At 44.2% G+C, this 25,576-nt stretch carries 19 protein-coding genes, 30 tRNA genes and 2 pseudogenes; 40 read left to right on the forward strand and 11 right to left on the reverse strand.

Going from position 1 to position 25,576, the window contains the following annotated elements:
- Positions 1-1,407: WD40 repeat domain-containing protein (locus tag QUB68_RS27275; RefSeq protein ID WP_332998066.1), on the forward strand; the 1,407-nt coding region annotated here is incomplete at its 5' end.
- Positions 1,408-1,794: 387 nt separating this feature from the next.
- Here the strand turns inward: QUB68_RS27275 and QUB68_RS27280 are convergent.
- From QUB68_RS27280 to petM, 3 genes are all read right to left on the reverse strand, one after another.
- Positions 1,795-2,712, reverse strand: a complete 918-nt coding sequence (locus QUB68_RS27280) for an NAD(+) kinase (protein WP_332998067.1) — start codon at positions 2,710-2,712, stop codon at positions 1,795-1,797.
- Between the two features lies 1 nt (position 2,713).
- The gene (locus tag QUB68_RS27285; RefSeq protein WP_332998068.1) at positions 2,714-3,691 is read right to left on the reverse strand and encodes an NmrA family NAD(P)-binding protein; all 978 of its coding nucleotides are present in this window, start codon (positions 3,689-3,691) and stop codon (positions 2,714-2,716) included.
- Between the two features lie 383 nt (positions 3,692-4,074).
- Positions 4,075-4,179: a cytochrome b6-f complex subunit PetM gene (gene petM / locus QUB68_RS27290; protein WP_332998069.1), complete on the reverse strand. Its 105-nt coding sequence runs from the start codon at positions 4,177-4,179 to the stop codon at positions 4,075-4,077.
- A gap of 623 nt (positions 4,180-4,802) precedes the next feature.
- Between petM and pdxA the strand changes: the two genes are divergently transcribed.
- On the forward strand, positions 4,803-5,849 hold the full coding sequence (gene pdxA / locus QUB68_RS27295; protein WP_332998070.1) for a 4-hydroxythreonine-4-phosphate dehydrogenase PdxA: 1,047 nt from the start codon (positions 4,803-4,805) through the stop codon (positions 5,847-5,849).
- 120 nt (positions 5,850-5,969) lie between these two features.
- Positions 5,970-9,596, forward strand: a complete 3,627-nt coding sequence (locus QUB68_RS27300; RefSeq protein WP_332998071.1) for an OmpA family protein — start codon at positions 5,970-5,972, stop codon at positions 9,594-9,596.
- Between the two features lie 175 nt (positions 9,597-9,771).
- Here QUB68_RS27300 and QUB68_RS27305 read toward each other — a convergent pair whose 3' ends face one another.
- Entirely contained in the window at positions 9,772-10,602 is an 831-nt protein-coding gene (locus tag QUB68_RS27305; protein WP_332998072.1) for a biotin--[acetyl-CoA-carboxylase] ligase, read from the reverse strand.
- A gap of 219 nt (positions 10,603-10,821) precedes the next feature.
- On the reverse strand, positions 10,822-11,751 hold the full coding sequence (locus QUB68_RS27310) for a polysaccharide deacetylase family protein (RefSeq protein WP_332998073.1): 930 nt from the start codon (positions 11,749-11,751) through the stop codon (positions 10,822-10,824).
- A 709-nt stretch (positions 11,752-12,460) separates the two neighbouring features.
- On the opposite strand from QUB68_RS27310, the gene QUB68_RS27315 reads away from it, so the two are divergent.
- The 19 genes from QUB68_RS27315 (at position 12,461) to QUB68_RS27405 (ending at position 14,658) form a co-directional block, all read left to right on the forward strand.
- Positions 12,461-12,534 (forward strand) — tRNA-Asp (locus QUB68_RS27315).
- A gap of 4 nt (positions 12,535-12,538) precedes the next feature.
- Positions 12,539-12,613 (forward strand) — tRNA-Glu (locus QUB68_RS27320).
- Positions 12,614-12,687: transfer RNA gene (locus tag QUB68_RS27325), tRNA-Cys, on the forward strand.
- Positions 12,688-12,780: 93 nt separating this feature from the next.
- Positions 12,781-12,855: transfer RNA gene (locus QUB68_RS27330), tRNA-Glu, on the forward strand.
- A 5-nt stretch (positions 12,856-12,860) separates the two neighbouring features.
- Positions 12,861-12,935: transfer RNA gene (locus tag QUB68_RS27335), tRNA-Lys, on the forward strand.
- A gap of 13 nt (positions 12,936-12,948) precedes the next feature.
- Positions 12,949-13,030 (forward strand) — tRNA-Tyr (locus QUB68_RS27340).
- Positions 13,031-13,063: 33 nt separating this feature from the next.
- Positions 13,064-13,138, forward strand: a tRNA-Arg gene (locus QUB68_RS27345).
- A gap of 7 nt (positions 13,139-13,145) precedes the next feature.
- A tRNA-Ser gene (locus tag QUB68_RS27350) sits at positions 13,146-13,232 on the forward strand.
- A 4-nt stretch (positions 13,233-13,236) separates the two neighbouring features.
- A tRNA-Phe gene (locus tag QUB68_RS27355) sits at positions 13,237-13,309 on the forward strand.
- 6 nt (positions 13,310-13,315) lie between these two features.
- A tRNA-Asn gene (locus QUB68_RS27360) sits at positions 13,316-13,390 on the forward strand.
- A 128-nt stretch (positions 13,391-13,518) separates the two neighbouring features.
- Positions 13,519-13,594, forward strand: a tRNA-Gln gene (locus QUB68_RS27365).
- Positions 13,595-13,602: 8 nt separating this feature from the next.
- A tRNA-Gln gene (locus QUB68_RS27370) sits at positions 13,603-13,676 on the forward strand.
- Between the two features lie 30 nt (positions 13,677-13,706).
- A tRNA-Leu gene (locus tag QUB68_RS27375) sits at positions 13,707-13,783 on the forward strand.
- Between the two features lie 23 nt (positions 13,784-13,806).
- Positions 13,807-13,888, forward strand: a tRNA-Leu gene (locus QUB68_RS27380).
- 4 nt (positions 13,889-13,892) lie between these two features.
- A tRNA-Pro gene (locus QUB68_RS27385) sits at positions 13,893-13,966 on the forward strand.
- A gap of 4 nt (positions 13,967-13,970) precedes the next feature.
- A tRNA-Leu gene (locus QUB68_RS27390) sits at positions 13,971-14,045 on the forward strand.
- A 28-nt stretch (positions 14,046-14,073) separates the two neighbouring features.
- Positions 14,074-14,147 (forward strand) — tRNA-Leu (locus QUB68_RS27395).
- Positions 14,148-14,417: 270 nt separating this feature from the next.
- Positions 14,418-14,491: transfer RNA gene (locus QUB68_RS27400), tRNA-Leu, on the forward strand.
- 95 nt (positions 14,492-14,586) lie between these two features.
- Positions 14,587-14,658, forward strand: a tRNA-Thr gene (locus QUB68_RS27405).
- Positions 14,659-14,678: 20 nt separating this feature from the next.
- Here QUB68_RS27405 and QUB68_RS27410 read toward each other — a convergent pair.
- Positions 14,679-15,284 carry a macro domain-containing protein gene (locus QUB68_RS27410; RefSeq protein ID WP_332998074.1) on the reverse strand — a complete coding sequence of 202 codons (606 nt, stop codon included), beginning with the start codon at positions 15,282-15,284 and terminating at the stop codon, positions 14,679-14,681.
- 102 nt (positions 15,285-15,386) lie between these two features.
- Here QUB68_RS27410 and QUB68_RS27415 point away from each other — a divergent pair, with 102 nt between their 5' ends.
- The 11 genes from QUB68_RS27415 to QUB68_RS27465 all read left to right on the forward strand — a co-directional run bounded on the left by QUB68_RS27415 (position 15,387) and on the right by QUB68_RS27465 (position 17,378).
- Positions 15,387-15,830 carry a retroviral-like aspartic protease family protein gene (locus QUB68_RS27415; protein WP_332998075.1) on the forward strand — a complete coding sequence of 148 codons (444 nt, stop codon included), beginning with the start codon at positions 15,387-15,389 and terminating at the stop codon, positions 15,828-15,830.
- A gap of 44 nt (positions 15,831-15,874) precedes the next feature.
- Positions 15,875-15,945: transfer RNA gene (locus tag QUB68_RS27420), tRNA-Gly, on the forward strand.
- A gap of 286 nt (positions 15,946-16,231) precedes the next feature.
- Positions 16,232-16,302: transfer RNA gene (locus tag QUB68_RS27425), tRNA-Val, on the forward strand.
- A gap of 6 nt (positions 16,303-16,308) precedes the next feature.
- A tRNA-Arg gene (locus QUB68_RS27430) sits at positions 16,309-16,381 on the forward strand.
- 194 nt (positions 16,382-16,575) lie between these two features.
- Positions 16,576-16,649, forward strand: a tRNA-Arg gene (locus tag QUB68_RS27435).
- Positions 16,650-16,655: 6 nt separating this feature from the next.
- Positions 16,656-16,732, forward strand: a tRNA-Ala gene (locus QUB68_RS27440).
- 5 nt (positions 16,733-16,737) lie between these two features.
- Positions 16,738-16,814 (forward strand) — tRNA-Ala (locus tag QUB68_RS27445).
- A 5-nt stretch (positions 16,815-16,819) separates the two neighbouring features.
- A tRNA-Ala gene (locus tag QUB68_RS27450) sits at positions 16,820-16,914 on the forward strand.
- A gap of 4 nt (positions 16,915-16,918) precedes the next feature.
- Positions 16,919-16,992: transfer RNA gene (locus QUB68_RS27455), tRNA-His, on the forward strand.
- A gap of 4 nt (positions 16,993-16,996) precedes the next feature.
- Positions 16,997-17,079, forward strand: a tRNA-Ser gene (locus QUB68_RS27460).
- Positions 17,080-17,292: 213 nt separating this feature from the next.
- A tRNA-Ser gene (locus tag QUB68_RS27465) sits at positions 17,293-17,378 on the forward strand.
- Positions 17,379-17,922: 544 nt separating this feature from the next.
- On the opposite strand, the gene QUB68_RS27470 is transcribed toward QUB68_RS27465, so the two are convergent.
- The gene (locus QUB68_RS27470; protein ID WP_332998076.1) at positions 17,923-18,153 is read right to left on the reverse strand and encodes a hypothetical protein; all 231 of its coding nucleotides are present in this window, start codon (positions 18,151-18,153) and stop codon (positions 17,923-17,925) included.
- Positions 18,154-18,224: 71 nt separating this feature from the next.
- Entirely contained in the window at positions 18,225-18,395 is a 171-nt protein-coding gene (locus QUB68_RS27475; protein WP_332969199.1) for a hypothetical protein, read from the reverse strand.
- Positions 18,396-18,565: 170 nt separating this feature from the next.
- Between QUB68_RS27475 and QUB68_RS27480 the strand changes: the two genes are divergently transcribed.
- The 3 genes and pseudogenes from QUB68_RS27480 to tuf form a co-directional block, all read left to right on the forward strand.
- Positions 18,566-19,138, forward strand: coding sequence for a dihydrofolate reductase family protein (locus QUB68_RS27480; protein WP_332998077.1), 573 nt, complete (start codon positions 18,566-18,568; stop codon positions 19,136-19,138).
- Between the two features lie 84 nt (positions 19,139-19,222).
- Positions 19,223-19,807 carry a 3'-5' exonuclease gene (locus QUB68_RS27485; RefSeq protein ID WP_332998078.1) on the forward strand — a complete coding sequence of 195 codons (585 nt, stop codon included), beginning with the start codon at positions 19,223-19,225 and terminating at the stop codon, positions 19,805-19,807.
- Positions 19,780-19,938 (forward strand): annotated as a pseudogene (gene tuf / locus QUB68_RS27490) (elongation factor Tu); the annotation flags it as partial. The gene QUB68_RS27485 and the pseudogene tuf, both read left to right, overlap by 28 nt.
- Before the next feature lie 92 nt (positions 19,939-20,030).
- On the opposite strand, the gene QUB68_RS27495 reads toward tuf, so the two are convergent.
- On the reverse strand, positions 20,031-20,369 hold the full coding sequence (locus QUB68_RS27495; protein ID WP_332998079.1) for a XisI protein: 339 nt from the start codon (positions 20,367-20,369) through the stop codon (positions 20,031-20,033).
- Positions 20,370-20,411: 42 nt separating this feature from the next.
- On the opposite strand from QUB68_RS27495, the gene QUB68_RS27500 reads away from it, so the two are divergent.
- From QUB68_RS27500 to QUB68_RS27515, 4 genes and pseudogenes are all read left to right on the forward strand, one after another.
- On the forward strand, positions 20,412-20,558 hold the full coding sequence (locus QUB68_RS27500) for a hypothetical protein (protein WP_332998080.1): 147 nt from the start codon (positions 20,412-20,414) through the stop codon (positions 20,556-20,558).
- Positions 20,549-20,622: transfer RNA gene (locus QUB68_RS27505), tRNA-Lys, on the forward strand. Before QUB68_RS27500 ends, QUB68_RS27505 begins: the two co-directional genes overlap by 10 nt.
- 245 nt (positions 20,623-20,867) lie before the next feature.
- Positions 20,868-21,941 (forward strand): annotated as a pseudogene (locus QUB68_RS27510) (DUF262 domain-containing protein).
- Between the two features lie 76 nt (positions 21,942-22,017).
- Positions 22,018-23,022 (forward strand): MAE_28990/MAE_18760 family HEPN-like nuclease, encoded by a 1,005-nt coding sequence (locus tag QUB68_RS27515; RefSeq protein WP_332998081.1) that lies wholly within the window; start codon positions 22,018-22,020, stop codon positions 23,020-23,022.
- A 141-nt stretch (positions 23,023-23,163) separates the two neighbouring features.
- Here QUB68_RS27515 and QUB68_RS27520 read toward each other — a convergent pair whose 3' ends face one another.
- Both QUB68_RS27520 and QUB68_RS27525 read right to left on the reverse strand, forming a co-directional pair.
- On the reverse strand, positions 23,164-24,246 hold the full coding sequence (locus tag QUB68_RS27520; protein WP_442923135.1) for a sensor histidine kinase: 1,083 nt from the start codon (positions 24,244-24,246) through the stop codon (positions 23,164-23,166).
- 4 nt (positions 24,247-24,250) lie between these two features.
- Complete coding sequence (locus QUB68_RS27525) at positions 24,251-25,405, reverse strand: FIST signal transduction protein (protein WP_332998082.1); 1,155 nt, start codon at positions 25,403-25,405, stop codon at positions 24,251-24,253.
- Between the last annotated feature and the right edge of the window lie 171 nt (positions 25,406-25,576).

Below are 25,576 nucleotides of genomic sequence, written 5' to 3' on the forward strand. Positions count from 1 at the left end.
GCTAGTGCCGATCGAACTGTGAGGCTGTGGAGTCTGGAGGGAACGCTCTTGAGAACTCTAGAAGGACACCTAGATCAGGTCTGGGGAGTCATTTTTAGCCCTGATGGTCAAATCATTGCCTCTGCTAGTGCCGATCGAACTGTGAGGCTGTGGAGTCTGGAGGGAACGCTCTTGAGAACTCTAGAAGGACACCTAGATCAAGTCTGGGGAGTCATTTTTAGCCCTGATGGTCAAATTATTGCCTCTGCTAGTTTGGATAAAACTGTGAGACTGTGGAGTCTGGAGGGAACACTCTTAAATACCCTAGAAGGACATACAGATCGGGTCTGGGGAGTCAGTTTTAGCCCTGATGGTCAAATCATTGCCTCTGCTAGTGGTGACAGAACTGTGAGATTGTGGGGTTTGGAGGGGACGCTCTTGAAAACTCTAGAAGGACACCTAGATCAGGTCTGGGGAGTCAGTTTTAGCCCTGATGGTCAAATTATTGCCTCCACTAGTTTCGACAGAACCGTGAGGCTATGGGAGATTGAGGGAAAATCTTTGGAAATTCTAGAAGGGCATACAGATCGAATCTGGGGAGTCAGTTTTAGTCCCGATAGTCAAATCATTGCCTCTGCTAGTGTTGATAAAACTGTAAGGCTGTGGAGTCCGGAGGGGATGCTTTTACGAACACTAGAAGGGCATACAGATCGAGTTTATGGAGTCAGTTTTAGCCCTGATGGTCAAATCATTGCCTCTGCTAGTGTTGATAAAACCGTAAGGCTATGGAGTCTGGAGGGGACGCTTTTACGAACGCTAGAAGGACACATGGATCAGGTTTGGGGAGTCAGTTTTAGCCCTGATGGTCAAATCATTGCCTCTGCTAGTGTTGACAAAACCCTAAGGCTATGGAGTCTGAAGGGAACACTTTTACGAACGCTAGAAGGGCATACGGTTGGTGTATATGGGGTCAGTTTTAGTCCCGATGGTCAAATGATTGCCTCCGCTAGTGGTGATTGGACTGTAAAGTTATGGAGTTTAGAGGGGATACTTCTGCGGACCCTAGAAGGACATACGGAGGGGGTCTTTGGAGTTAGTTTTAGCCCTGATGGTCAAATTATTGCCTCCGCTAGTTTAGATAAAACTGTGAAATTGTGGAGTCTGAAGGGGACGCTTTTACGAACGCTAGAAGGGCATACGGTTGGTGTATATGGGGTCAGTTTTAGTCCCGATGGTCAAATTATTGCCTCTGCTAGTGCTGACAAAACAGTGAGATTATGGGATATCAATCCTGACGATTTAATTTTAGATTTAGATATTAAACTGGATAAGTTGCTCAAAAAGGGTTGCCTCTGGATTCGTGATTATTTGAAAACAAATCCTAACGTCAGTGAAGGCGATCGAAATCTTTGTGATGGTTATTGTTAGAAACTTCGGAGGAAATTTCGGCAACTCAGGCTTAGCAAGCTATTCCAGTTAATGCTGGGCTTTGCAGAACCTACACAAAGAATAGTCTGTAGAATATTTTAGTTGGCGATCGTGGCAGTCTAACTATTCAAATGCAGCGGACGGTTTGAGAGGTATTGATGGTGAGTACGAAGGTGTCTACCGCCACTGATTGGGAGTGTTATCTCGTAAACGTTGCCTCACCTTGGATATGGTTCGGAATCTCGATCGAGAATTAAGGATTCCGTAGGAGATTCCGATCGAGCTTTATCCTGGGAAAAAACTTAGAAACCTGAAGCCGAAGAAAAACCCGCCCTAAAAGGACGGGACTTTAGCCCTCCCCTACACTCCGCTAATTACCAACAACTCTCAAGGCAACTCTACGGAATTCGGTTTGGCAATGTGAGGCAAACCCCAGCCTAATTTTTCCCGCAAAATGTGGAAAAACTCAAAGGATTGTATCCGAACAAAACGCGCTGGGTAGGGCGATCGCTCGATTTGCACCCAATCCTCCGGCAAAACATAACATCCGCCGTTCCCATCTACCACCATTACCAGGCGATTCGGACTCGCCGGCAAAATTTTGACCGGTTCGGTGTTGGAAAACACCAAAGCCCGCGAAGCCATCGAATGGGGGCAAATAGGCAGCAATTGCAGCACCGGTATTCCGGGAATAATTACAGGCCCGCCGGCAGAAAGGGCGTAAGCTGTCGATCCTGTCGGAGTCGAGATAATTACTCCATCTGCGGCAATGTCAATAGAAGCGTGATTCCCGATCGCCACTTCAAAATGACACATACAAGTCAGCGGTTCGCGGTGCAGCACCATTTCATTGAGACAAAGGGCTTCCCAGAGGCAGTCGTTGTCCCGAAACAGTCGCACGGCGAGCATTGACCTTTCTTCTATTTCGTATTCTCCGGCGATCGCCTTTTCCAAAGCTTGCGGGAGCAAGTTGAGGTAAGTTTCTGTTAAAAAGCCCATGTGACCGGTATTGACAGTCAGCAGCGGCACTCCGATGGGAGCAACTTGGCGAAATGCCGACAGCACAGTACCGTCGCCGCCCAAAACCACTGCAAACTCCATGTCGCTGTCAAAACCGGGGGGGACGAGTTGGTCGATCGGAGTATGGCACATCGGGCGATCGGGGCTAGAATAGCCCAGAATACCTCCAGAACCAGAAACCGAACACACCTCCCAGCCGCGGGCAGTCAGCTTATCTTGCAACTCTGCGGCGATGCGACAAGCCACAGGTTTAACATCGTTGTATATAATCCCTGCTTTCGGCACTTTAAAATGTAAAGGGCATTTTTTGTTTACTCCGTTTTTTAGTCTTAAGCTGCTCGTACTCTATTTCCTTGAGCTTCTTCATAATCAGATTAAAGTATTCTTCGAGATAAGACTCCAAAGTAGTAGTTTCTTTGGGGTCGATTCCGAAGACACTGTAAACGTCATCCATCGGAGCTTTCAAGGGTTTTCCGGCTGCCAAAACTTCTGAAAAAGCCAATCTGTCAGCTACGTTCCAACTCCACTGAAAGAACTTAGCAAATTGACGAGTAGCCTGCAACAAGGCATCTGGCGTGCGGGTGATTTTGGCTTGTTTGCCAGAAAGCCGCTCGCACAACCGCACAATTTCCTCAGCATCCCAAGCTCGATTTCCCACCACCGGAAAGGTTTTTTTCTCGGTTTCGGGAACGGTAAGAGCTCGGACGGCAAACTTTGCCACGTCCTGAGTGTTCATATAAGCAAGGGCTGACGGCTTGTTGGGCAGCCAGACTCCCTGACCATCCAAAATTGGCATTGCGTACAGACTCAGCAGTCCTTGCAAAAAGCCGCAAGGTCTCAAGATTGTGTAATCTAGACCGGATTCTGCTAAGAATAGCTCGGTACAGCGCTTGATTTCCAACAAGGGAACTTGGGGATATTTCTCGGCATCGAGAAACGAAAAGAATATGTAACGCTTGATGCCTGCTGCTGCTGCTGCTTGGATTAGCGATACTTTTCCGTCCCAGTCTACTCTTTTGATGCTGACAGAATCTGCCGCGCTGGCTGTTGCTGCATCGATGATAGCAGTGACGCCTTCTAGTGCAGGAATCAAGCTGTCGGGCTGGCAAAGGTTCCCCGGTACGAGTTCAGCGCCCCATTCTTTCAAAAAGGCCGCTTTTCTGTAATTTCTGACTAAACAGCGCACTTGGTAGCCCTCGTCTAGGGCGCGGCGAGCTATTTGGCGGCCGAGGGTGCCGGTGGCACCTAAAATCAATAAAGTCATCTAGGGATTAATGATGAATCTTAAACTTTCTATAAGATGGTATCAGGTTTTTGTGATGTTTTTTATAAAAACTTAACAAAAGCCGGAATTTTTTCTCATTAAGCGATCGGGCAGGCAGGCGGCGCGTGGTAGAAAGCCCAAGGCGTCCGGCATCGGGGATGAGACAGCAGTCTGTGAAAAAATCTGCGATGGAAAATGCCTGCTTATTTATCGGCCGCTAAAAATTTTGCTTTGGGCCTTGATACTTATGTCTTTGCAACGATGTGTTTTAATAACTCAGGACTAGGAGAATAAATTTGAATAAACCGGGTTTTTCTAATCTTGCTAATGGTGCTGCACGATGTTTTTTGGTAGAAAAACCCGGTTTCTGCGTTTGCTATGACTTACTCTTCGCCGCCTTGGAGTTTGAGCAGTAGGAGGCCTCCACCGATACCGACGAAAATTAGGGAAAAGGACAAAAAGGTTGCGCTGAGAAATTCAGGGTTCATTTGTTTTAGAGTTCCTTGACGATTGCAGATTCATTAATTAAACATAATTTGACATTACCCGCTATCTCATCAACGGGGATTCTCAATTCAGTCACTTACCTTAAAATTAACTATCTCTTGCGAGCAATTCCTGAACTATTTGATCGTACCAAAGTAACAACCAAACAGTCGAGTTTAGACAATCTGTGCGGGTTCATCTGAATCAAGCTTACTAGGATACTGGCCTAGAGTTGGGGCGTGTCCCGCCCTACTTGTTGAGCGAAAATTTTAGTTTTGCTGGTTTCCGGGTCAAGTTTCGCTTGGCGTACTGTTTTTAGAGTGGCTGGGTATCCCACTTGAGATTACTACTTATTGACCAATCGTTCCACTTGCCGATCGCGCTTTAACGTATCAACGCTGTTACAGCCTGTGTCATGGTAAGTATTTTACTGTATCGAGCTACCTTCGATCAACGATCGGCATCGCAGAACTTCACAGCCTTTGTGAAGGACTGCGGCGAGTTTTGCTCCGCCGCCTCGGATTAGCGGGGTTTTCAGCATTTTTCTCGGGTTTTTGGGAAAGCAGCAGGCTAAATGCTAGAATTTTAGTGCCCAAATTCCGGTATTTTGTAGGAGAGAACTGCCTTGAGTCTCGATCGGGAATCAAAACTAGCTGTAACTCTGGGAGATCCGGCGGGAATTGGCCCGGAAGTGATTCTCAAGGCCTTGGCAGATCCCGCTGCTGCTTTGATGGTGACGGTTTTTGGTTCTAGGATGATTTTGCAGCAAACTTACGATCAGTTGCGATCGAGCCATCCAGCAGCATTCGCGGCAAATCCCGAAACATTAAACATTATTGATATTGAACCAGACAGCAAATGGGGCCCGATTGTCCCGGGTGTGGGGAATGCGGCGAGCGGGGCGGCTAGCTTTGCGTATATGCAAAGGGCGATCGCCCGTACCCTCGACGGGGAATTTTGTGCGATCGTCACCGGCCCAATTTCCAAAACTTGCTGGCAAGCAGCAGGTTACAATTATCCAGGACAAACAGAACTCCTGGCAGAAAAAGCCCAATCGCAGCGGTTCGGAATGCTGTTTGCCGCCACATCTCCCCACAGCGGTTGGACGCTGGTAACTTTACTCGCTACCACACATATTCCCCTGCGTCAAGTACCCGATGCTTTAACTCCAGAATTGCTGAGCGAAAAACTAGAATTGCTGGTAAAGTGTTTGCGGGAAGATTTTGGGATAGAAAGACCGAAAATTGCGATTTCGGGCTTAAATCCTCACAGTGGCGAAAATGGCAAACTGGGAAATGAAGAGCAAGACTGGATGATACCTTGGTTGGAAACGCAGCGCGATCGCTTTCCTCAAGTGCAGTTAGACGGGCCAATACCCCCAGATACCATGTGGGTAAAACCAGCTAAAGTTTGGTACGGTTTAGCCAAACAAGCTCACGACGGTTACTTGGCAATGTACCACGACCAAGGCTTGATTCCCGTTAAAATGATGGCATTCGACAAAGCAGTCAACACCACAATTGGCTTGCCTTTTGTCCGCACATCTCCCGATCACGGCACAGCTTTTGATATTGTAGGTCAAGGGATTGCCGATGCCTCCAGCATGAAGGCAGCATTGCAGTTGGCGGCCCAGTTGGCTAGTCGCAGAGCGGCAGTTAAAATAGGGCGATAGCTTTAGCACACCTGACGCTGCTAAAAATTCTGTCATTTCTATTGATTTTCGCTGGCGCGAGGCGACAAGCAAGTTGCTCATTTTAGTCGATCGGTTAAAATCAGATTTTGGTAGCAGACTATGGCAGCATCTAATGATAATTTAGGCAAAATATATCAGTCAGAAAAAGAGGTATCTGATGGAACTCTGGCAATTCCTAACGCGGGAGAGCAACTTCAGGAGTTGCTAACCATACTGACTGAATTGCAGTTAGTGAAAAAAACCAAAAAGGAGCCCCGCGAGCTGAAGTTACCGCCCTCCGAAAAGCCGGTGGATCGACTTGAGGATGAGGAAACGCGTCGCAAGAATTTGTCTTTTCTGATCGAATCACCGGCTATTGTACCGGAGGTTTTGAATAATAATGAAGAGATCCCATCCCAAAGACTACCAAAAAATAATCAGGAACAGGGTTTATCAGGTTTATCTAGAACTGTGGCGGCGAATGTCGAAAAAAATTATCAGCCCTCGGAGCAAGAGCTAGAACAAGCAGTGGAGCAGTTTAAGCGGTTGCAGCAACTGCTTTTTGAAAGAGATTTGCCAGAATTTTATACTAAGGTTTTCAGCGTGGAACAAAGGTTGGATTTTTTTGAGAAGCTGATGTCTGAACCTAAAGAGTTGATGAATTTACTGAGACCGTTAATTCCGGAGTTAGTAAGAGAAGAATTAGAGCGGTTGAAGTCGGAATTAAATAAGGCGATCGAACTAGGCAGCAATAATAAAATTAATCGTCTCGAATTGCAGGCAAAATTAACGAGTTTGGAAAATCAAATTGCTGACTTCAACCAGCAGCACTTGTCTAATTCTGAACAGTTAATTAAACGGTTGATGCCGATGGTGGGGGATCTGCTCACCCGCAAGGTAGAGGATTCTAAGTTAGAGGTAACTTCGGCGATCGCACCGACAATCAATCAAGTGATTCACAATCAAAACGGGCTGGAAGAAAAAGTAGTAAGAATTGAAGATAAACTTGCGAATATTCAGCAGCGTTCCCAGCACCAACCAGAAGATTTAGTCAAGCAGCTAGTGCCGATAGTTAACGAGTTGCTGAACCGCAAAATTAGTGAATTAAAGTTAGAGGTTGTAGAAGCTGTCACGCCCTCAGTACAGGTAAGAATAGCTTGGGTAGAAATAGAAGAAAAAGTATTGAGCATCATTGAGCGCCGTCTGGCGGCCCAACAGTCACAAATTCAGACGCCAGAAGAGATTAGGGCGATGCTAATGCCAGCAATCACTGATTTGCTGAACCGGAAAATCGATGAATCAAAATTAGAGGTAGCAGCGGCGATCGAACCTTTGATAGAATCAGCGATTCTGCAAAGAGAAGTTCAAGGAAAATTGAGCGACGTAGAAAGTAGACTAAATAATCTTCAGCGACAGCAAAGAGCTCAGCCGGAAGAAATAATGGCAAGGTTGATGCCGTTAATGATTGAGTCGCTGAACCGGAAAATTGACGAGACAAAGTTAGAAGTCAAAGAGGCGATCGCACCGGCTGTCAATACGGCTCTTCAAAACAGCGGTATTGCAGCACAAATATTGCAAAATGAAAGTAAGATTACCGAAGTTCAGCAGCAAGTTTTAGCTGAGATAGAAGGGTTGATGGCAAGAATCATGCCCGCGATCGCAGAGATGCTGTCCCGCAGCATCCGGGAAGCAAAGCTAGACATAGAATCTGCGATCGCCCCCGCTGTGGATGCCATCATTCAGAATAAAAGGATTGATGAAAGACTCGGACAGATCGAACAGAAGCTGGTGGCGATCGAACACCGAATTTATGAATCGACAGACTTGTTTACCGATTTACTCAAACCTTTGATTGACGAGCTGATGGTTAGCCATCACGCGCAACTAGAAAAGTCTGTCATCGAATCTATTTTACCATTGTTAGATCAAGTTGTAGGTTACAATCACCAACTCAACGTTAAAGTTGAGGAACTAGATCGCAAATTAACTGATGCGGAATGGGGAGGCGATCGGGAAGAATTAATGAGCCGAATTAAAATACTCTTTCCCGAAATGATGATCCAAACAATTAATGAGTCGAGAAAATCATTTACCGAAACCATTACTCCGATAATTGATGAAGTAATTAATACCAAAACCCGAGAAAACAGGCACTCGATGGGAGTAGCCATATCGCCCGCTATTCCTGTGGGAATCAGCCACAGCATAAGTGAATCGCCCGATGAAATTGCCATGGCGATCGCGCCGGAAATGGCCTCTGCTATCAAACAGCAAATTCATCTCAAGCGAGAAGCCATGTCGGATGCGCTCTATCCGATAATCGGCAGCACAATTTTAAAATACATGGCAGAGATGATGCGGGAGATTAATGAAAAACTCGAATCATCTTTAAGTCCTGAGGGAATTACTCGCAAATTCAAAGCCAAAATGCAGGGAATTTCTGAAGCAGAATTGCTGATCCAAGAAACAACACCGCTGACTGTTAAAGCTGTCTTTTTAATCCAAACAGCATCGGGCTTAGTAATTTCAGCAGTGCAGGACTCTGAACGCGAACAGCTAGAATCAGACATGGTAGCGGGAATGCTGACTGCTATTCGCGCTTTTGTCAACGATTGCATATCTCAGTCAGGAACTATTGCAGAAATTGATGCTATAGAATACGGCACATCTACGATCGTATTGGAAGTAGCGGGTTCCTGTTATCTAGCAGTAGTGATGCAAGGAGAAACCCGCCAGTGGTTTAAGTACAAAATGCGAGCAATATTCAAAAACATTCTTCAAGAATACGGGAGTCAAATTCAGTTATTTAACGGCGATCCAACCACTGTACCGACAGAAGTAAACTCGAACTTGCAAAAATTAATCGTCGATACTGAGGTAAAAGTTAAATCTTCTAAACTTCCAATGTTACCAATTATCGGTTTGGCAGTGTTAGCTTTAATTGGCGTACCTTGGGGTATTCATCAATACCGCAGCGGAGTCGCAGCCCGCTTAGAAGCAGATACGAATTTAGCTTTACAATCGGCTCCCGAGCTATCTGTTTATCGCCTCGCGGCAGATGTTAAAGATAAAGTGTTGGAGATTTCGGGACGAGTGCCGAATCAAAAGCTGCGATTGAAAGCACAAAAAATCGCTCAGCAAGCCGCTCCAAAATTCAGAATTGACAATAAAATTATAGCCGTTGAAGTACCTGCTGATCCGGTTTTAGCCGAAGCCGATGTCAAGCGGACTGTGGCTCTTTTGAATAAAGTAGAGAGCATTAATATATCGGCTCGCTATGCAGAGGGAAAAGTCGCCGTTGCAGGTAGCGTGAGCAAAGCGGCAGATGCTCAGAAAATAACTCAAGCTTTTGAGAAAATTCCGGGGGTGAAGTCTGTAACAAATACAGTGGGAATCGTAACTCAACCGCCATCACAGGTAATAGAAGTTCGCCTTTATTTCGGTACTGGTTCGGCAATTTTATCGCAAAAAGAGATAGCACAAAAGCTTGGAAAAGTCAAGGAATATATGGAGGAAAATAGCACGAATAATTTGAGGATAATTGGCTACAGCGATTTTAAAAGCAGTCCTGCGGAAAATCAAAAGTTGGCGCTGGAAAGGGCGATAAATGTGAAATCTGCTCTGGTTAAACAAGGGATAAATGGCAATAGAATCCAAGTTGCTTCTACTAAGGGCCGTCCTGAAGGTGTGGAGGCGAATCAACCGCTGTGGCTGAGCAGATTGGTAGTATTTGAGGTGGTAAATTAAATTGGGGAATGGGTAATTGGGAATTGGGAATTGGGAATTGGGAATTGGGAATTGGGAATTGGTAAATAAGAGTCGGCGAATGGAATTCGCGACTACACAAACGATGTCCGCCTCCGCGGACTGAAGAAGAAGAAGTCGGCGGTATTAAAGGCGGATTTGGTGTGATGAATGATTTTTAATTTAATCGAACTCGCCCGGAGGTAAATGCTTGTATTCGATCGCCCGCCAAGCATACTAACAAGCGGCCGCATCCGTCAATACCCGCCGCTTGTCCGCAGATGGTTTCGGAGGGAAGTTCGATCGCCACATTACAGCCAATCAGCGCATCGCGGCGGCGCAATTCCGGCAAAAGCCGCGCTAAACCGGACTTTTCGGCTGGCTTGTCGGTGGTGGAAAACATATCGGCTAGTTCGAGTAAATAGTGTCGCAGTCGATCGAGCAAACACAATTCATCGGGCACATTACCAGCAATAGAATGCAAGCTTACCGCATTGCCGATCGCCCTTTCATCCAATCCCGCAGCCGCGAAATCTACGCAGCGGTTGATGCCAATTCCCACAACCGCCCGAGTGCCGAAAGTCTTGCCAGAAGTGGCTTCGCAGAGAATTCCGGCTAATTTTTGGCGATCGATCCAAACATCATTCGGCCATTTCAGGCGCAGCATATCGCGACATTCGGGCACCAAATCCTCGATCGCGTAAATGACAGCCAAACCGACTGCTAAACTGAGTCCGGGTAACAGATTGGGGTTGAGGTTGTCGAGTACAAAACTCGCCGTTAAAACACCTGTTGGGGAGTGCCAAGTGCGATCGTGTTGCCCGCGCCCGCTAGTTTGCCGCTTAGTAAATATTACATCTCCGTGGTGCAGTTCGACCGCGCGGGCGATCGCCCAACTGTTGGTACTCGGGCAGGTATCCAACGAGTGCAGCCAGTGAGGCACTAACTCGCGATCGACGGCATTTATCAACTCAACTCCATTCTGTTGTAATTTGTTGAGTTCTCTCATATCATTTTATCTCAAAAATTACTATTATCTTCGCTGGTTTATTATATAATTTAATTTAAAATCTATCGCCATTTTTTTCTCTTTGATAACTTAAGCACAGGAAATCAGAAACCCAATTTCTTCGTAGATAGCTAGTTGCAAAACCAATATTATTGCAGAAAACGGGTTTCTATAACCTGAGCTGTATCGTCGAAAAAAGACACGCAATTCCTACACAATTTACGCTGCTGATTGCCCTTGCATTTCCAGCAACTCAGGAATCGTCACAAACCGATATCCCTGCTGTTTCAAACCAGCAATCATCTCCGGTAAAGCCTTAATAGTACGAGATCGATCGCCCCCGCCATCGTGCATCAAAACGATCGCTCCCGGCTTCGCACCCTTCAACACATTCTCAACAAAAGCCGACGGTTGAGCGCGCGGATCGGTATCCGCTGAAGTTACCGACCACATCACCACAGAATAATTCTGTTCCTTAGCATACTTAGCCAAACCATTAGTCAAAACTCCCCCCGGCGGGCGGAAAAAAGTAGTCTTAACTCCCGTCGTTTCGTAAATAAGTTTAGCCGTGCGATCGATTTCATTAGCCGCCGTCGCCGCATCCATCGGATCGTACCAGTGATGCCACGTATGATTGCCGATCGCGTGACCTTCTGCCACAACTCGGCGAGCAATTTCAGGAGAATTTTCGATAGATTTACCTATCCAAAAAAACGTTGCTTTAACATCATTTTGCTTAAAAATATCCAGCATTTGTTCCGTCGTTTCCGGCCACGGGCCATCATCAACAGTTAAAGCAATAACTTTCTCAGAATCTTGGACTTTGCCCTCAAAAACAGTTGTTCCCTGAAACTGTTCTGGCGGCACAAAAGTCAAGAGTTTTTCTTTGGATTCCAATACGGTGAGAAGTTCCTCAACAGTGCGATCGAGATTAAACGCTGTGCGATCGTCCCCAACCTCCTTTGTTAATGGATTTACGGTTAGGGATTGGTTGAGGTTCTGCACCGCAGCGATTGCGGGGTTGTCGCTTCCTTGTTGGTTTTCTGGCAGCAGCATACCGATGATAAAGCTAATCGTAGCCGCTGCAAGGGCGATCGCCACAAAACGCCAGTGTTTTCTAAGTCTTTGAAACAGATGATTTCCGGTCACTTGGGATTCCTTTCACTCCACACTGCCGATCATGATAATGGGAATTTCAGGGAAAAGAAACCTAATTTTTGAGAAATATGTCTGGGCGGGGATTGACAGCGGGGTCAAAGCGGGCAACAGGAAATGGGCGATGGGAAGCGGGCGATTCACGGCGGGCGATTGAAATCGCGCCGACACAGACGAAACCCGAGCTCAGAGGGGTTGAAGAAATTTAGAAGTCGCCGTGGAGGTTGAGTGCGATTCAAACGCAATCTGCTTTTCCAGAAGTGCCACCCACACGCCGCGAGAATTAAGAGACATCGGAGTGTAGTACAGTTTCAGCATCAGATTTACCACGCGCTACAACACCAGTTTAGCAGCCCAATGTCTTGAGTATTCGTGGATTTGGGTAGGTGGGAGTGTTGGGAGAGGGCGATCGACCTCCATTGAAAAAACCCAATTTAAAAAAAAACTTGTATTACCCCCTTGACAGTCTTGTAATACACAATGTAGTATAAATGTATGGCGAAGGGGAAAGAGCTTCAAAGCTTTACCTCAAGAGCAATATGAACTTTGAAAACTGAATAGATAATTAATCGTGTCACATAATTGCGGACATTGGCGGTGTAGACTCCGGCAACAAAAGCCCGATCGGGTTGTAGTACGCGGAATCAACCGCCACCCCGTCCCAACTTCAGTAATTCAAGAACAAAATATTGTTCATTTGCGCGGGGGTATAGCTCAACCGGTCAGAGCAGTCGCCTGTCGAGCGAAAGGTTGCGAGTTCAAGTCTCGTTACTCCCGTCAAAGTCCCGTAGGCAAAAGTCAAGCCGTCTGCCCCTCAAGCAGAAGATTGCGAGTGCAAACCTCGTCGGGACTCCCAGGTTAGGTGGCTGAGTGGCTCAAAGCGTCGGTCTGCAAAACCGAATTTCGCGGGTTCAAATCCCGCCCTAACCTCTGTTCCTATTGATTCGCAGGAGCAATCTAAAATCGCAATCTAAAATCGCAAATTCCCAATCTAAAATCTAAAATCTAAAATCTAAAATCGACAGTGCTGTAGGCAAATGGTTTAAGCCGCTTGGTTTTCACCCAAGTGATTTGCGGGTTCAACTCCCGTCAGCACTTTGTGTGGGTCGTTGGCAGAATGGTTTTGCAGCCGCCTTTTAAGCGGATGGATCGAGGTTCAATTCCTCGGCGACCTACCAAATCTCCTATCCTGGGTCGGTTCTCATATTGGTATGAGTAGCTGTCTGTAAAACAGTAGCTTAAAGCGTTGCTGGTTCGATTCCAGCCCGACCCATTTGCAATTGTATTAATATGCAATTGCGATCGTGAGAATGTGTTGTAACTGGACAACAACTCAGTCTGCGCAACTGAAGATTTGGGGGTTCAAATCCCTCCGTTCTCGCTCAATTGGAGAGGTGGCCGAGAGGCTTATGGCGCTTTCCTGCTAAGAAAGAGCGGTTTAACACCCGCCGAGGGTTCAAATCCCTCCTTCTCCGTTTTCCCCCGATAGCTCAGTTGGTAGAGCGCTTGTGTGAAGAACAAGAGGCCGTCAGTTCGACACTGACTTGGGGGATTGCGTTGCCTCATAGCTCAATGGTAGAGCTGCACGCTGTTAACGTGATGGTTGTAGGTTCGAGTCCTACTGAGGCAGCCATTTTTTTATAGGAATTACGCACGGGTGGCCAGAAACCGGGTTTTTTTACGACAATTCTTCGCTGTAGTCAGTAGATTAGCTAAAAAACCCGGTTTCTCTGCTCGGAAATACGCAAGTCCTGTTTAAATTGCCTGGTAGACAAATTGGTAAAGTCGCCTGTCTCTGAAACAGGAATTTATGTAGGTTCAAAGCCTACCCCGGCATTCAATTATTCGGAAGTCGCCTAATTGGTATGGCACCGCTCTTTGAAAGCGGAATAATGCAGGTTCAAACCCTGCCTTCCGAGTTCTGCTTTTCTAATAGCAGTAATGATGATGCTCCTGTAGCCCAACTGGCAGAGGCCGCAAGCTCAAACCTTGTGTGTTACTGGTTCAAATCCAGTCAGGAGTACCAATTTTTCAACTAAGTTTCTACTTGCTCTTGTGGCGGAATTGGCAGACGCGGCAGACTTAAAATCTGTTCTATTTTAGATTGTGAGTTCGAGTCTCACCGGGAGCATGAACGGGATGTGGCGCAACTTGGTAGCGCGGCGGCTTTGGGAGCCGAAGGTTGCAGGTTCAAATCCTGCTATCCCGACTTTACCCCTGTGATGTAATTGGAAAACATCACTCGCTCAGAACGAGTGTTTTTGCAGGTTCAAATCCTGTCAGGGGTACTTGGCTAATCGCCAATTTCTGTTATTTGCTCTCGTGGCGAAACGGCAGACGCGCTAGTTCGAGAACCTAGTTTTATACAGGTTCAAATCCTGTCGGGAGCATGAATATTTAATAAATATCGGAGGGACTTATATATGGGGTCAGAAACCGGGTTTTTTACGAAAAATTTTCGCACTAACCCACAGATTAGATAAAAACCCGGTTTCTTTAGTCTGAGCGCATAAGTCCTCTTAATCTGAGATATTGCACCTGTGGCAGAAACCGGGTTTCTGGCAAATACTTTACATAAAACCCGATATTTTTTGTCAGAAACCCGGTTTCTCAAAGCTTGTTGAGAATTGTTCAAGATGTTAGGTTAACCAAACAAACTTGCCCTTGTAGCCCAATTGGAAGAGGTGTCTCGCTTAGAACGAGAAGGTTGCTGGTTCGAGGCCAGCCAGGGGTATTTGGTGACATTGCGGGTGAAGTAGCCTGGGTAGGCTTGGAGGTCTCATAAGCCTCTTCATAGCAGGTTCAACTCCTGCCCCCGCCACCAAAAATGCAGGTGTGATGTAATTGGCAACATGAGGCTCTTGTAAAGCTTTTATGCGAGTTCAAATCTCGCCACCTGGTTGGGAAAGTGCGATCGCTCTTTAAGCAGGATTGCGATCGCCACCTTCCCAAATTTGCAGTTGTCTTTCTGCTGCAACAAAACAGTTGACATACGGCGTGGGATACACAAAATAATCGTAAGCCAGAGCCATTTGCCGCGCGGCTTCGCGATAAGGAACTCGGCCGATTCCAGTTCCCAATCCCGGACAAACGACACTCTCAATTTTACGTTCTGCGTGTCGGTTGTAGCGCCGAATTGTTAACAGCATTGCCCACGTTGCCACATACGGAATGTCTGTTCCTACGACAGACATCGGTACGCGCATGGTGGGAGTATGAGCGATAAAAGGATGTTTGGGATGGTGAGTTTCGATGATAAATGACGTGCCAACTGGTTGTTCGCCTAGATAGTCTTCCAAGATATGCTGCTGAACCCTAACCATTAGAGAATGACCGAAAAAATCAACAATGGCTGCATCGATACCGCCATCCATCATGCCAAATGAATTGGCGGGACTAACCAAACAGTCATACTCGGTTAAATCCTCGAAACGTTTGTTGGTAATTTCGACATTGGGTAGGTAGAAAAAATGCTCTTGGAATGCGGCGAATAGTTCGGGATTGGGTGCTGTAAGTATAAGTTTCACTTGTTTTATCTCCGCTCCTAGTTTAGCAAATTACTAATGGCGAGCGCACTCATTTTTCCAAAAACTTGCCATAATTGAGGTAGAGTAGTTCAAGGTTAAACTATGCTAGCAACTGACAACACCTCAATGGGAAAAATTATTACCACACTCACCGTGACTAACCGCGCCGATCAAAATGTCGCAGCCAGAGGATTTATGCCTTCCGACCAAATCCGTTCAGTCACTCTAAATAATGTGCTAGTTGATACAGGTGCAACAACATTGTGCTTGCCTGCAAGTATCATTGCGCAACTTGGTTTAGAATTGCTCAAAGAAGTGGATGTAGAGACGGCAAATGGCATTGGCAAAGCCAGAATTTTTCAGGATGCTAAAATTTCTTTGGTAGGACGCGAAGGTACGTTTGAGTGTTTGGAATTGCCGGGAGGTATGAATCCTTTATTAGGCGTGATTCCTCTGGAAGCGCTGGGAATTGAATTAGATTTGAAAAATCAGCTTTTAGTAACTTTACCCATCAGTCCAACGCAAACTTACTTGACAATTTTGTAAAGGCTGTATGTTGAGGTTAAACAGATAAAATCGCTAAACTAATTGCGGATATGGTGTAACGGTAGCATTCGAGTCTTCCAAACTCTAGGCACGAGTTCGAGCCTCGTTATCCGCTTGGCTAAATAAACAGTTGATAGTTGATAGTTGACAGGTTTTATAACTGTTGACAATTGACAGTCGGACGTAAGCTGAAATATCAAATTTGTTTGCGGGTGTGATGTAAAGGTTAGCATCTGAGTATGCCATTCTCAGCGCATGGGTACTCTTCGAGAAGGCTTCGCCTACGAGTCCCATCATCCGCTTTGGTAAAAACGAGGTTTTATTTAATCTAAAATCGAAAATTGCCAGATATTTTAGGTTTTATTTAATCGAAAATCGAAAATCGAAAATCGAAATTTTCTAGTCCTGAGCTTCGATGGTAGAGCGTTTGCCTTACAAGCAAGAGCGGGGTAATATCCTGCCAGGACTACCAATTTATGGGAGTGTAGCTCAATGGATAGAGCGCCGCGCTTCGGACGCGGATGTTGTGGGTTCGAGTCCTGCCACTCTCGTTGTTTTTACTTTAATTTAAGGAGGTTGATTCCATTGAATGGTTGATTTTTTATATTGCAAAACTTACGTATTGGATCGAAGAAACCGGGTTTTTCACCGAATTTGCGAGTAAAAACGCGTCTTTTCGCAAAAAACCCGGTTTCTGGCCACCCGTGCGTTAGTCCTATTAATATCGCAAATCAACAAAAAATACGGGAGTGTAACTCAACTGGATAGAGTGTCGAGCTTCTACCTCGAATGTTGTGGGTTCAAGTCCTACCACTCCTACTGAATGGGTTCGTAGCTTAACTGGAAAAGCATCTAGCTGGCCGCTAGAAAGATGTCGGTTCAAATCCGACCGCAATCCACCAACCTTGGGTCTGTAGCTTAATCGGAAAAGCGCTTAGTTCGCAACTAGGAAAATGTCGGTTCGAGTCCGACCAGTATCCACCAAAAAAGGGGTCATAGCTCAATTGGTAGAGCGCTTGCTTTGCACGCAAGAGGTTAGGAGTACCCTTCGGGAAGGCTTCGCCTACAATTCTCCTTGATTCCATGCGGTGTCTGAAGCCAAACTGGTAGCGGCGCTGGTTTGTGGAACCAGTAATAGCGGGTTCGATTCCCGTCAGGCACCCCTTGGAAGATGCCGCTAAATGGTTGGCAACTGGTCTCGAAAACCAGGGTACAGGCAACTGTAAGGGTTCGATTCCTTCATCTTCCTTTTAATTTCAAATCCGGTTGATTGCACCGATCATTGTAGGGACACAGCACTGCTGTGTCCCTACGGATAGGTTGCGGTGTGGCAGGAATTTGATTCACCACCGGAAGCCGAGAAGCGAGGCGCTGTGCTGATAACGCAGAGGTAGGAGGGGCAGTACCTCCCCGGTGGATTTCCTATGTTTTAGCCATAGGAATCATGGATATTTTTAATCATGGAAGATGCCGCTAAATGGTCAGCAACTTGTCTTGAAAACAAGGGTACAGGTAACACCTGTAAGGGTTCGATTCCTTCATCTTCCTTAATGAAATATTCTGGGATTTTGCAGATAGATTTGTTATCCTGTAAGTAGGTTGACATATATATTACCTGTCCGAAGAGACAACGAAATAATCCCAAAATCCTGCGATTGCTTCGTTCCTCGCAATGACATTCTTGCATTTATTTATGTCCACCTACTTAGCACTAGGAAATTTGGGGAGGTCGCCTAATTGGAATGGCACCGTAAAAACTAGGGAAAGCGGCTCTCAAAAGGACGATCGCGTTTGTTGAGTAGGGTAAAAAGTTGCTTCGCGACGTTCCCTGAAACCGCAAACTGGCAGCGGGTTGCAGATGCACTGAAAGGAATTAACAGTCCGAGATGGGGGCAGTTCCCGTCTGCTTGCGGGCAGTAAGGAAGCGCGTTTCCTGAAAGTTGCTGTCGATCGATGCGGGTTCGAGTCCCGTCCTCTCCATTCGTGATTCAAAAGCGACGAGTTTCAACCCGTACTCTGACAGTTAAAGCATAGATACTCGGCAGTTAACCGACTCAAATGAATGCTTTACGCCCTGGCACGGGTTTGAACCTCAGTTGCTGTTAAGGTTGACATCGCGATCGCAACTGCCGATCGGCCGCAGTCTGGTCATCAATTGCTTCAGCAAGAAGCCATTATTGTTCCAAGCTGTATAAGGAGTAGCCCCTTGTCCCTTCAGGCACAAGGTTTGTCGGGCTTTGTTGTGGCAAATAGTTGCCAGCAGGCTAACGACAGCCACTAAGCCGAGTTCATCGACAAGGGCTTCGAGTTCATCTTGAGTCATAAGTACACCTCCAGGGTTGACTATTTCCCTAAAGGATAGCATAATGGGGTAACACTGGGTACTAAGTGGGGCTACTCGGTGGTATCTTTATCATCAATGAGCTTATATTCCTTGATAGTTGCCAGGAGCATCAGTTTAGACATGGATATTCCTGACTCGTCAGACAGCTTCTTCAGCTTTTGATGGATTCGGTTGGGCATTGTGACTTTTATGGTTTTGGAAGCTTCATCTTGTTCGGCCATTTTCAGCAGTCATATTTAGTTGACATCAGCTTATCTTCTTTCGGAGTACCGATCGCCCTTTGCGACGATCGACTGTGGGGATGCGGGCGATCGCGCACTTGAAAAGCGCTACTGCTAGGATGGTTTCAGCCTTGGTGATTCCCCAAACTTCTTAACCAACAATATTAGATATGAGAAAACTCATATATTACGTTGCTTGCACCGTTGACGGGTTTATTGCTCGCGAAGATGGCTCATTTGATTGTTTTCCGATGGCAGGAGAGCATTTCGCCGATTTGTTCGATCGCTTTCCCGAAACTATTCCGGCGCACCTTCACGAAGCACTAGGCATTCGCGCAGGTAACAAGCAGTTTGATGCTGTTTTGATGGGACGCAAAACCTATGAGGTAGGGCTAAATGTGGGTTTGACTAATCCTTATCCCAGCTTGAAGCAGTATGTCTTTTCGCGCAGTATGCAAGCAAGCCCAGATGGGAATGTTGCACTGGTTTCGGACAATGCTGTTGAATTGGTTCAGGAATTGAAGCAGGAAACGGGTAAAGATATCTGGCTGTGCGGTGGCGGTGAGTTAGCGGCAACGGTTGTTTCTGAGATTGACGAGATGATTGTCAAGTTGAATCCGGTAGTGATTGGGGCGGGAATTCCGATGTTTGCGAGGGCGATCGCACCTACTAATCTGGAATTGGTCGATCGCAAAATCTACAGCAACGGCTTCATGTTGCTGCATTATCGGTTGCAGAAATGACGTGTTTGGGCGATCGCATAAAATTATCTGCGTTCATCTGCGTTCATCTGCGGTTAAAAAGACAAAATATTTTAGGTTAAATTTATGAGGAATTTAAAAGACTTCAACTATTATCTAGTGCTCGATCTTGAAGCAACCTGCTGCGACAAAGGATCGATCGCCCGAAATCACATGGAAATTATCGAGATTGGTGCAGTTATGGTAGATTCCACAACCCTAACAATCGTTGATGAATTTCAAAGCTTCGTCAAACCCATACGCCATCCGATTTTAACCGAATTCTGCACGTCATTAACATCGATCGCCCAAACGCAAGTCGAGATCGCCCCAACTTACCCCGAAGCCAGTACCCTGCTGAAAAATTGGCTGTCTGGTTACTCAAACGGTGTATTTGGTTCCTGGGGCGACTTCGATCGCAAACAATTTAAACAGGATAGCAATTTTCATCAACTCCCTTTTCCCATTGCTTATCCCCACGTCAATCTCAAAAAAATGTTTACAGAAACCCAAGGTTTGCCAAAACGACACGGCATGGAAAAAGCCTTAGAACTTGCGGGTTTACCTCTAGAAGGAACTCATCACCGAGGAATTGATGATGCTAGAAATATCGCGAAATTGTTGCCTTATATTTTGGGTCAAAAAATGACGGGAGCGCGATCGAAATGGTAATGCCGGGAGATCGCGTTAAGATGACTGTGGATTTGATGCAGGCGATCGCGATCGAACAAGGTATGCGTTTTGCCATTCGCGAGGGCGATCGTACCGTCGGTGCGGGTGTCGTATCCAAGATTCAGCGGTAGCATTTGGCTGAATTTATAAGTAGCATCCAAGCCATACCTATTCGGGTAATTGGCTTTTCTGTTTGCTTGTTTATTGTGTAAAGCGCCCTCAATCACGAAATCGCAGCCGATCGCATTTTTTGCAGTTCCGGCAATTTGAAAGCCAAAACAATATCTGCTTCAGGAATTCCCGCCGCCATCAACTCGTAAGCCACTCCATCTTCCGTACCATCGTGTTCGATCCAAAGCTTGTTATCAATAATTTCAATGTGGATCAAATTTCCGTAGATGCGATAACCGTTTTGCCAGCCTGTTTCGACTAACAAATAGCGATCGCACTTTTCGTCTAATACTAATTTAACCTCAGCTAGGTCGTCATTACCGAGAAAATCGATATATTCTTGGAGAAGTTTTTCAACAATGTCGCGATATTCAAGGTTCACTGAATCCATTGCACGATCGCCTCCTCTGCTGGCTCGAAGCTAACTAAACCAATGATACCATCAGTAGCTTACGGGCTTTTAGCTGGAGTCGATCGCCCTTACAGAAAACTCGCCAGCGGGCGATCGGCACAAAGATTTACAGAAATAGTTGATTTTTCAGAACAGTTGTGTTATAGTAGGCTAGATGCGGGAGTATAGCTCAGTTGGTTAGAGCAGGTGACTCTTAATCTCAAGGTCGAAGGTTCAAGTCCTTCTACTCCCATCGTTATACAACATACTACAATACCAATCCCGCAAGCTGTGGCGATATCGTCAATCTTCAAAAGTTGGAAGGTAAATATGAGCGTAAATAGCTACTTAATTGCCGGCGAAACATTTAGTATTGGAAATCAATCCGATCGCTCTCAATCCTCTCTTTCCGACCAGGAAATCAACGAGAAATACAAGAGAGGTGAGATCAGAATAGTGACTGAGCAAGCTCGTTATCCCCTTGACAGCATACAAACTATGCTTGATAGCAAGCAGGGAGACAGTAAAAAATATATCTTAAATCCTGAGTACCAACGTAGAAAAAGGTGGGATAACACTCGCAAATCTCGTTTAATAGAATCATTTATAATGAATGTACCTATTCCTCCTATTTTTCTTTATGAAGTAGATTATTCTATTTATGAAGTAATGGATGGACAACAAAGGCTCACAACTATTTAGGATTTTTATAAAGGGAGATTTGAATTAAAAGGATTAGAATATTGGCGGGAACTTAATGGAAAAAGATATGACGATCTACCTGAACAAGTTAGAAGAGGTATAGACAGGCGCTATTTATCATCTATCGTATTGTTAGAAGAAACAGCAAAAACCAAAGAGGAAGCCGAAAGTCTCAAACGAATAGTTTTTGAAAGATTGAATAGTGGGGGTGAAAAACTAACACCACAAGAAACAAGAAATGCTTTACATAATGGCAAATTTAATCAACTGTGCATGAAGCTTGCCAAAAACGACCTCTTTCGTAAAATGTGGCAATTACCTTTAGAAAGCGAGGTAGAAGATTTACTACTTAAAAGCGAAGAAGAGCTAAAACAATCAGAATTTTCAGCGAGATTAGCATTATATCGCAAAATGGAAGATGTTGAATTGGTTTTACGATTTTTTGCTTACAGGCATTTAGATAAGTTAAAGTCCCCTATCGATGGTTTTTTAGATGATTATCTGAGACAAGCCAATAGCTGGCCCGATCGAGTTTTGAACGATCTTGAATCTGTATTTAACGAAACTCTTGAGTTGGTTTATACAGTTTTTGGTGAGACTGCGTTTTTAGCTCCTTCAAGATCCCAAGAATCTAAGACACCGAGAAAGAGTGTTTACGATCCCTTAATGCAGGTTTTTTCAAGAAATTTGACATCCAAAAATCGCATAATAGAAAATGCGGAAACCATCAAGGAAACAAGATATTCAGACGAACAATTGTTATTTTCCAAAACAAAAAATAGAGATATTTTTGATGGGAGGTATGGCGATCGAAAGGATGTCGAAAATCGTATAGAATATTTTAATGAATTTCTACAAAGCTATATTTAATAAACTTGGGTAGAAATTTATGAATCTAACATGATTGGAAGGCTTCAAAAAAGAAGTCAATCAAATAAGAGAATATTTGAAACACATTCAGTATGTAAGTGATGTAGTTGGTTATGGTATTTCAGAAGAGGATAATGAACAAATCAAGGCTTTGCTAAATAGGTTAAAAGAACATGATAGAAGTTTTAGAATAGATCAACGGGTATTTGAATATAAAGCAGCTATTATTTCACTTTACGGGGTGTTGGAAAAATATGTTGAAACTTGGATTAAGGAATATCTTGATTCACTTTCCCGTTTAGTACCTGAGTATAACCAAATAGATAAAAAAATTAGAAATAATCATTTTAAATTTTCTTTAAAACTAATAAATACCATGATAAGTAGAGAAACTCCAAAATATCAACACCTTACCAAAGAGAAGGTTTTAAGAAAATTAAATACTTGTATTGTCAGCCCTACAAACTATCAAATCAATACAGAAGCATTTGTCTTGTTATCGGGAAACTTAAAACACAATAAAATTGTAGAACTATTTAAACTTTTAAATGTAGATTTGAACGATGAATTAATTAAGAATGAAAGCCTAAAGCAAGAAATTGGGTTACAACTTAATCAAATTTCAAGAATAGATAAGGATATTTTGTACAATAAAATTAATGACTTAGTTGAAAGGAGAAATCAAATTGCTCACGGTTCGGAAACATTGGATATTTTAGGCTTTTCTGGATTAGAACCTTATATTCAATTTTTAGAAGTGTATTGTCAAGCCATTTTTGAAACATTATTTGAAAAAATTATTAAACAAGAATCAATACATACTTTTCAAAAGATAGAAAAAGTTTTAAAAATATTTAGTAGTAAGATATTGGCATTTGAAATCGAAAATTATACGATCAAAGTTGGGGATATGGTGATAGTTGAAACTGCTGAAGGAAGATTATACAAAAAGCCTATTTTGGAAATTCAATTAGATAATATGACACATCAAGAACTTACAATTTCCGAAAATACCAATATTTCTGTGCGTGTTGACCATAAAATCAAAGATAATCAAACATTTTACATAGCAAAAAAATAATTCCAGACACCAACAACGCAGCCAATCTGTCATGCTTACCTAAGCACGCCAATCGCCAACACATCGGGATCGCACAAACCAACCTAAACAGCCAAAGCCTTAATACTTTCCTGAACATGAGGAGCGATTTTTTGCCAACTCTTAGACTAGATTATAGACTTTCTTCTGGACAGGAATACGAATCACAAACTCCGCCCCTGTGCCCGGAGCTGAAAAACACATTAGTTCACCGCCATGTTTTTCGGTGATGATTTGGTAACTAATCGCCATTCCCATTCCGGTTCCCTTACCCACAGGTTTGGTGGTAAAAAATGGATTAAATATCAGTTTTTTGATTGATTCGGGAATTCCGCCTCCACTGTCGGCGATCGCAATTTCCACCCAGTCTAAATCAATCATAGATGTAGAAATAGTAATTTGACTTAAATTTTCTTTTCTTTCTTGTTGAGTTGTTTTAGCATTCACCTCATCAATGGCATCAATAGCGTTGGCAAGAATATTCATAAACACCTGATTTAATTGTCCCGCATAACACTCCACCAACGGTAAATTGCCATAATTGCGAATCACCTTAATCTCTGAGCATCCTCGATTATCCTTCAGACGGTGTTGTAAAATCAGCAATGTACTATCTATACCCTCGTGAATATCTACTGACTTGAAATCTGATTCATCCATGCGCGAAAAATTTCGTAACGACAACACAATTTTACGGATACGATCAGTTCCAATGTTCATGGATTTCAGAATTTGGAGTAAGTCTATCTGCAAAAAATCTAGATCAATTTCATTTTCTTTCTCTTGAATTTCCGCGACGGGATGGGGATAGTGCTGCTGGTATAGTTGCACCAATTCCAGCAGGTTTTGCGAATATTGCTGAATATGTGTGAGGTTGCCGTGGATAAAGTTAACGGGGTTATTAATTTCATGGGCTACACCCGCTACAAGCTGTCCTAAGCTAGACATCTTCTCAGCATGAACAAGTTGGGCTTGAGTTCGTTTAAGTTCGATCAAGGTCTGTTCTAACTGACGCTTTTCCTTGACTTCCCTCTGTGAATCTTCTAGCTCATGGATGATTTGTCGGAGAAAAAACTCCTTTCTTTGATTGATTTGTTCCAGTTCCAAACAGTTTTTTTCGGACCGTTCTAACTTTTTTATCAAAATTCTTTTTTCTTTTTCTAACTGCTGAATTTTGGTAAAATCATCTATCTTTTCTGATACCACAGTCTTATTCTCCTCCAAGTAGCAAAGTAATAAATGTCTCATTATGAAAACAGGAGATTTTCTGATTCTTGAGAGGAGAAATTTCGCCATTGGTGTAAAACCCACAACTCGGCAATGCCTGGGTTAAGCAGGTTTGAGTTAGCGCATATTCTTCTTTAGTCCGACTACCTAAAATTTGTCGCCTACCAGCACAGGAAAAATACAGAGCAGCCGCAGGTACTTTACCTGGATAAGTTTCTAAGGCTTGCATCATAGATCTTCGAGATGCAGTCAGAATGTTATCATGGGTGGTTTCGGTAATTTGAACGATCGCACCTTCGGGAATGTCCCCAAAAAAGGTCACACTTCCGACGGCTGGATCGTAAGCTCCACTGGGCGCTCGCATATAGTAATGACTTTCATCTACATCAAACACGGCCAGGGGATATTCTGAGGAAGGCGCCATTTTTCCTAAGTAGTGATGATAAAATTCTAGAGCGGGTTTGCGATCTATTTCGTACAGGATATTTTGAGAGGCTTTGGTCACTATACCTTTTTTACCAACTGGATTCCACCCACTAGCAACACCATGAGAAAAGAGAATCTCTCCAGAGATTAAGAGAATGGGAATCGCATCGCTACAAACTTCTGTGCCGAAGAATTGATAGGTTTGTTGGAAGCGCCACTGATCCGCCGTGAGTCCGCCAAAAATCGGGACTTGTTTTCCTAAAGCTTGATTCAAGCTATCTAAAATCAAGACGGCACTTGCGGTTAGACTTTCTGGGAAGGTAATACAAAGTTTAATTGGATCTTGATGCCCTGTTTTTGCTTGAACAATAGCAGTTTGAATCGCCCTCTGCAAGTCCTTGGAAATCCCTCGTCCAATCCCAGCACGGATAGTAATTCGATCGGAACAAAATAGCATGAGCATCAGCGAATCTTGTTCAAATCCTAAAACAGAAGACATTTCTCCATCCGTTGTGCCACCAATCAGTTGAATTTCGGGATATTGCTGATGAATTTGATGCAAAATTAGGCTATGATCGAAATCAATGGCAGCAAACAAGATACCTGCTTGAGGAATTTCGCCTGACAGGGAATCATGACATTGCTCTAGCACTTCTGTTATTGCCGCTAGAGAATCAGGATCGTTGCTATGACAAACGACAGATTTTAACATAGGTCTGCTCCAGTATTTTTGACACTAAATGATTACAGAAATACACATAGTTGTTACCTACTATTATATTCCTAATTTAGTCTTAATTTTACACAAACTTGACGGCGATCGCACCCTATGTACAATCGATTTATAGCGAATGCTCTTTTCTGAGTATAGCGAAAATTTCCA

The sequence above is a fragment of the Microcoleus sp. A006_D1 genome, assembly GCF_036702805.1.
GTDB lineage: Bacteria > Cyanobacteriota > Cyanobacteriia > Cyanobacteriales > Microcoleaceae > Microcoleus.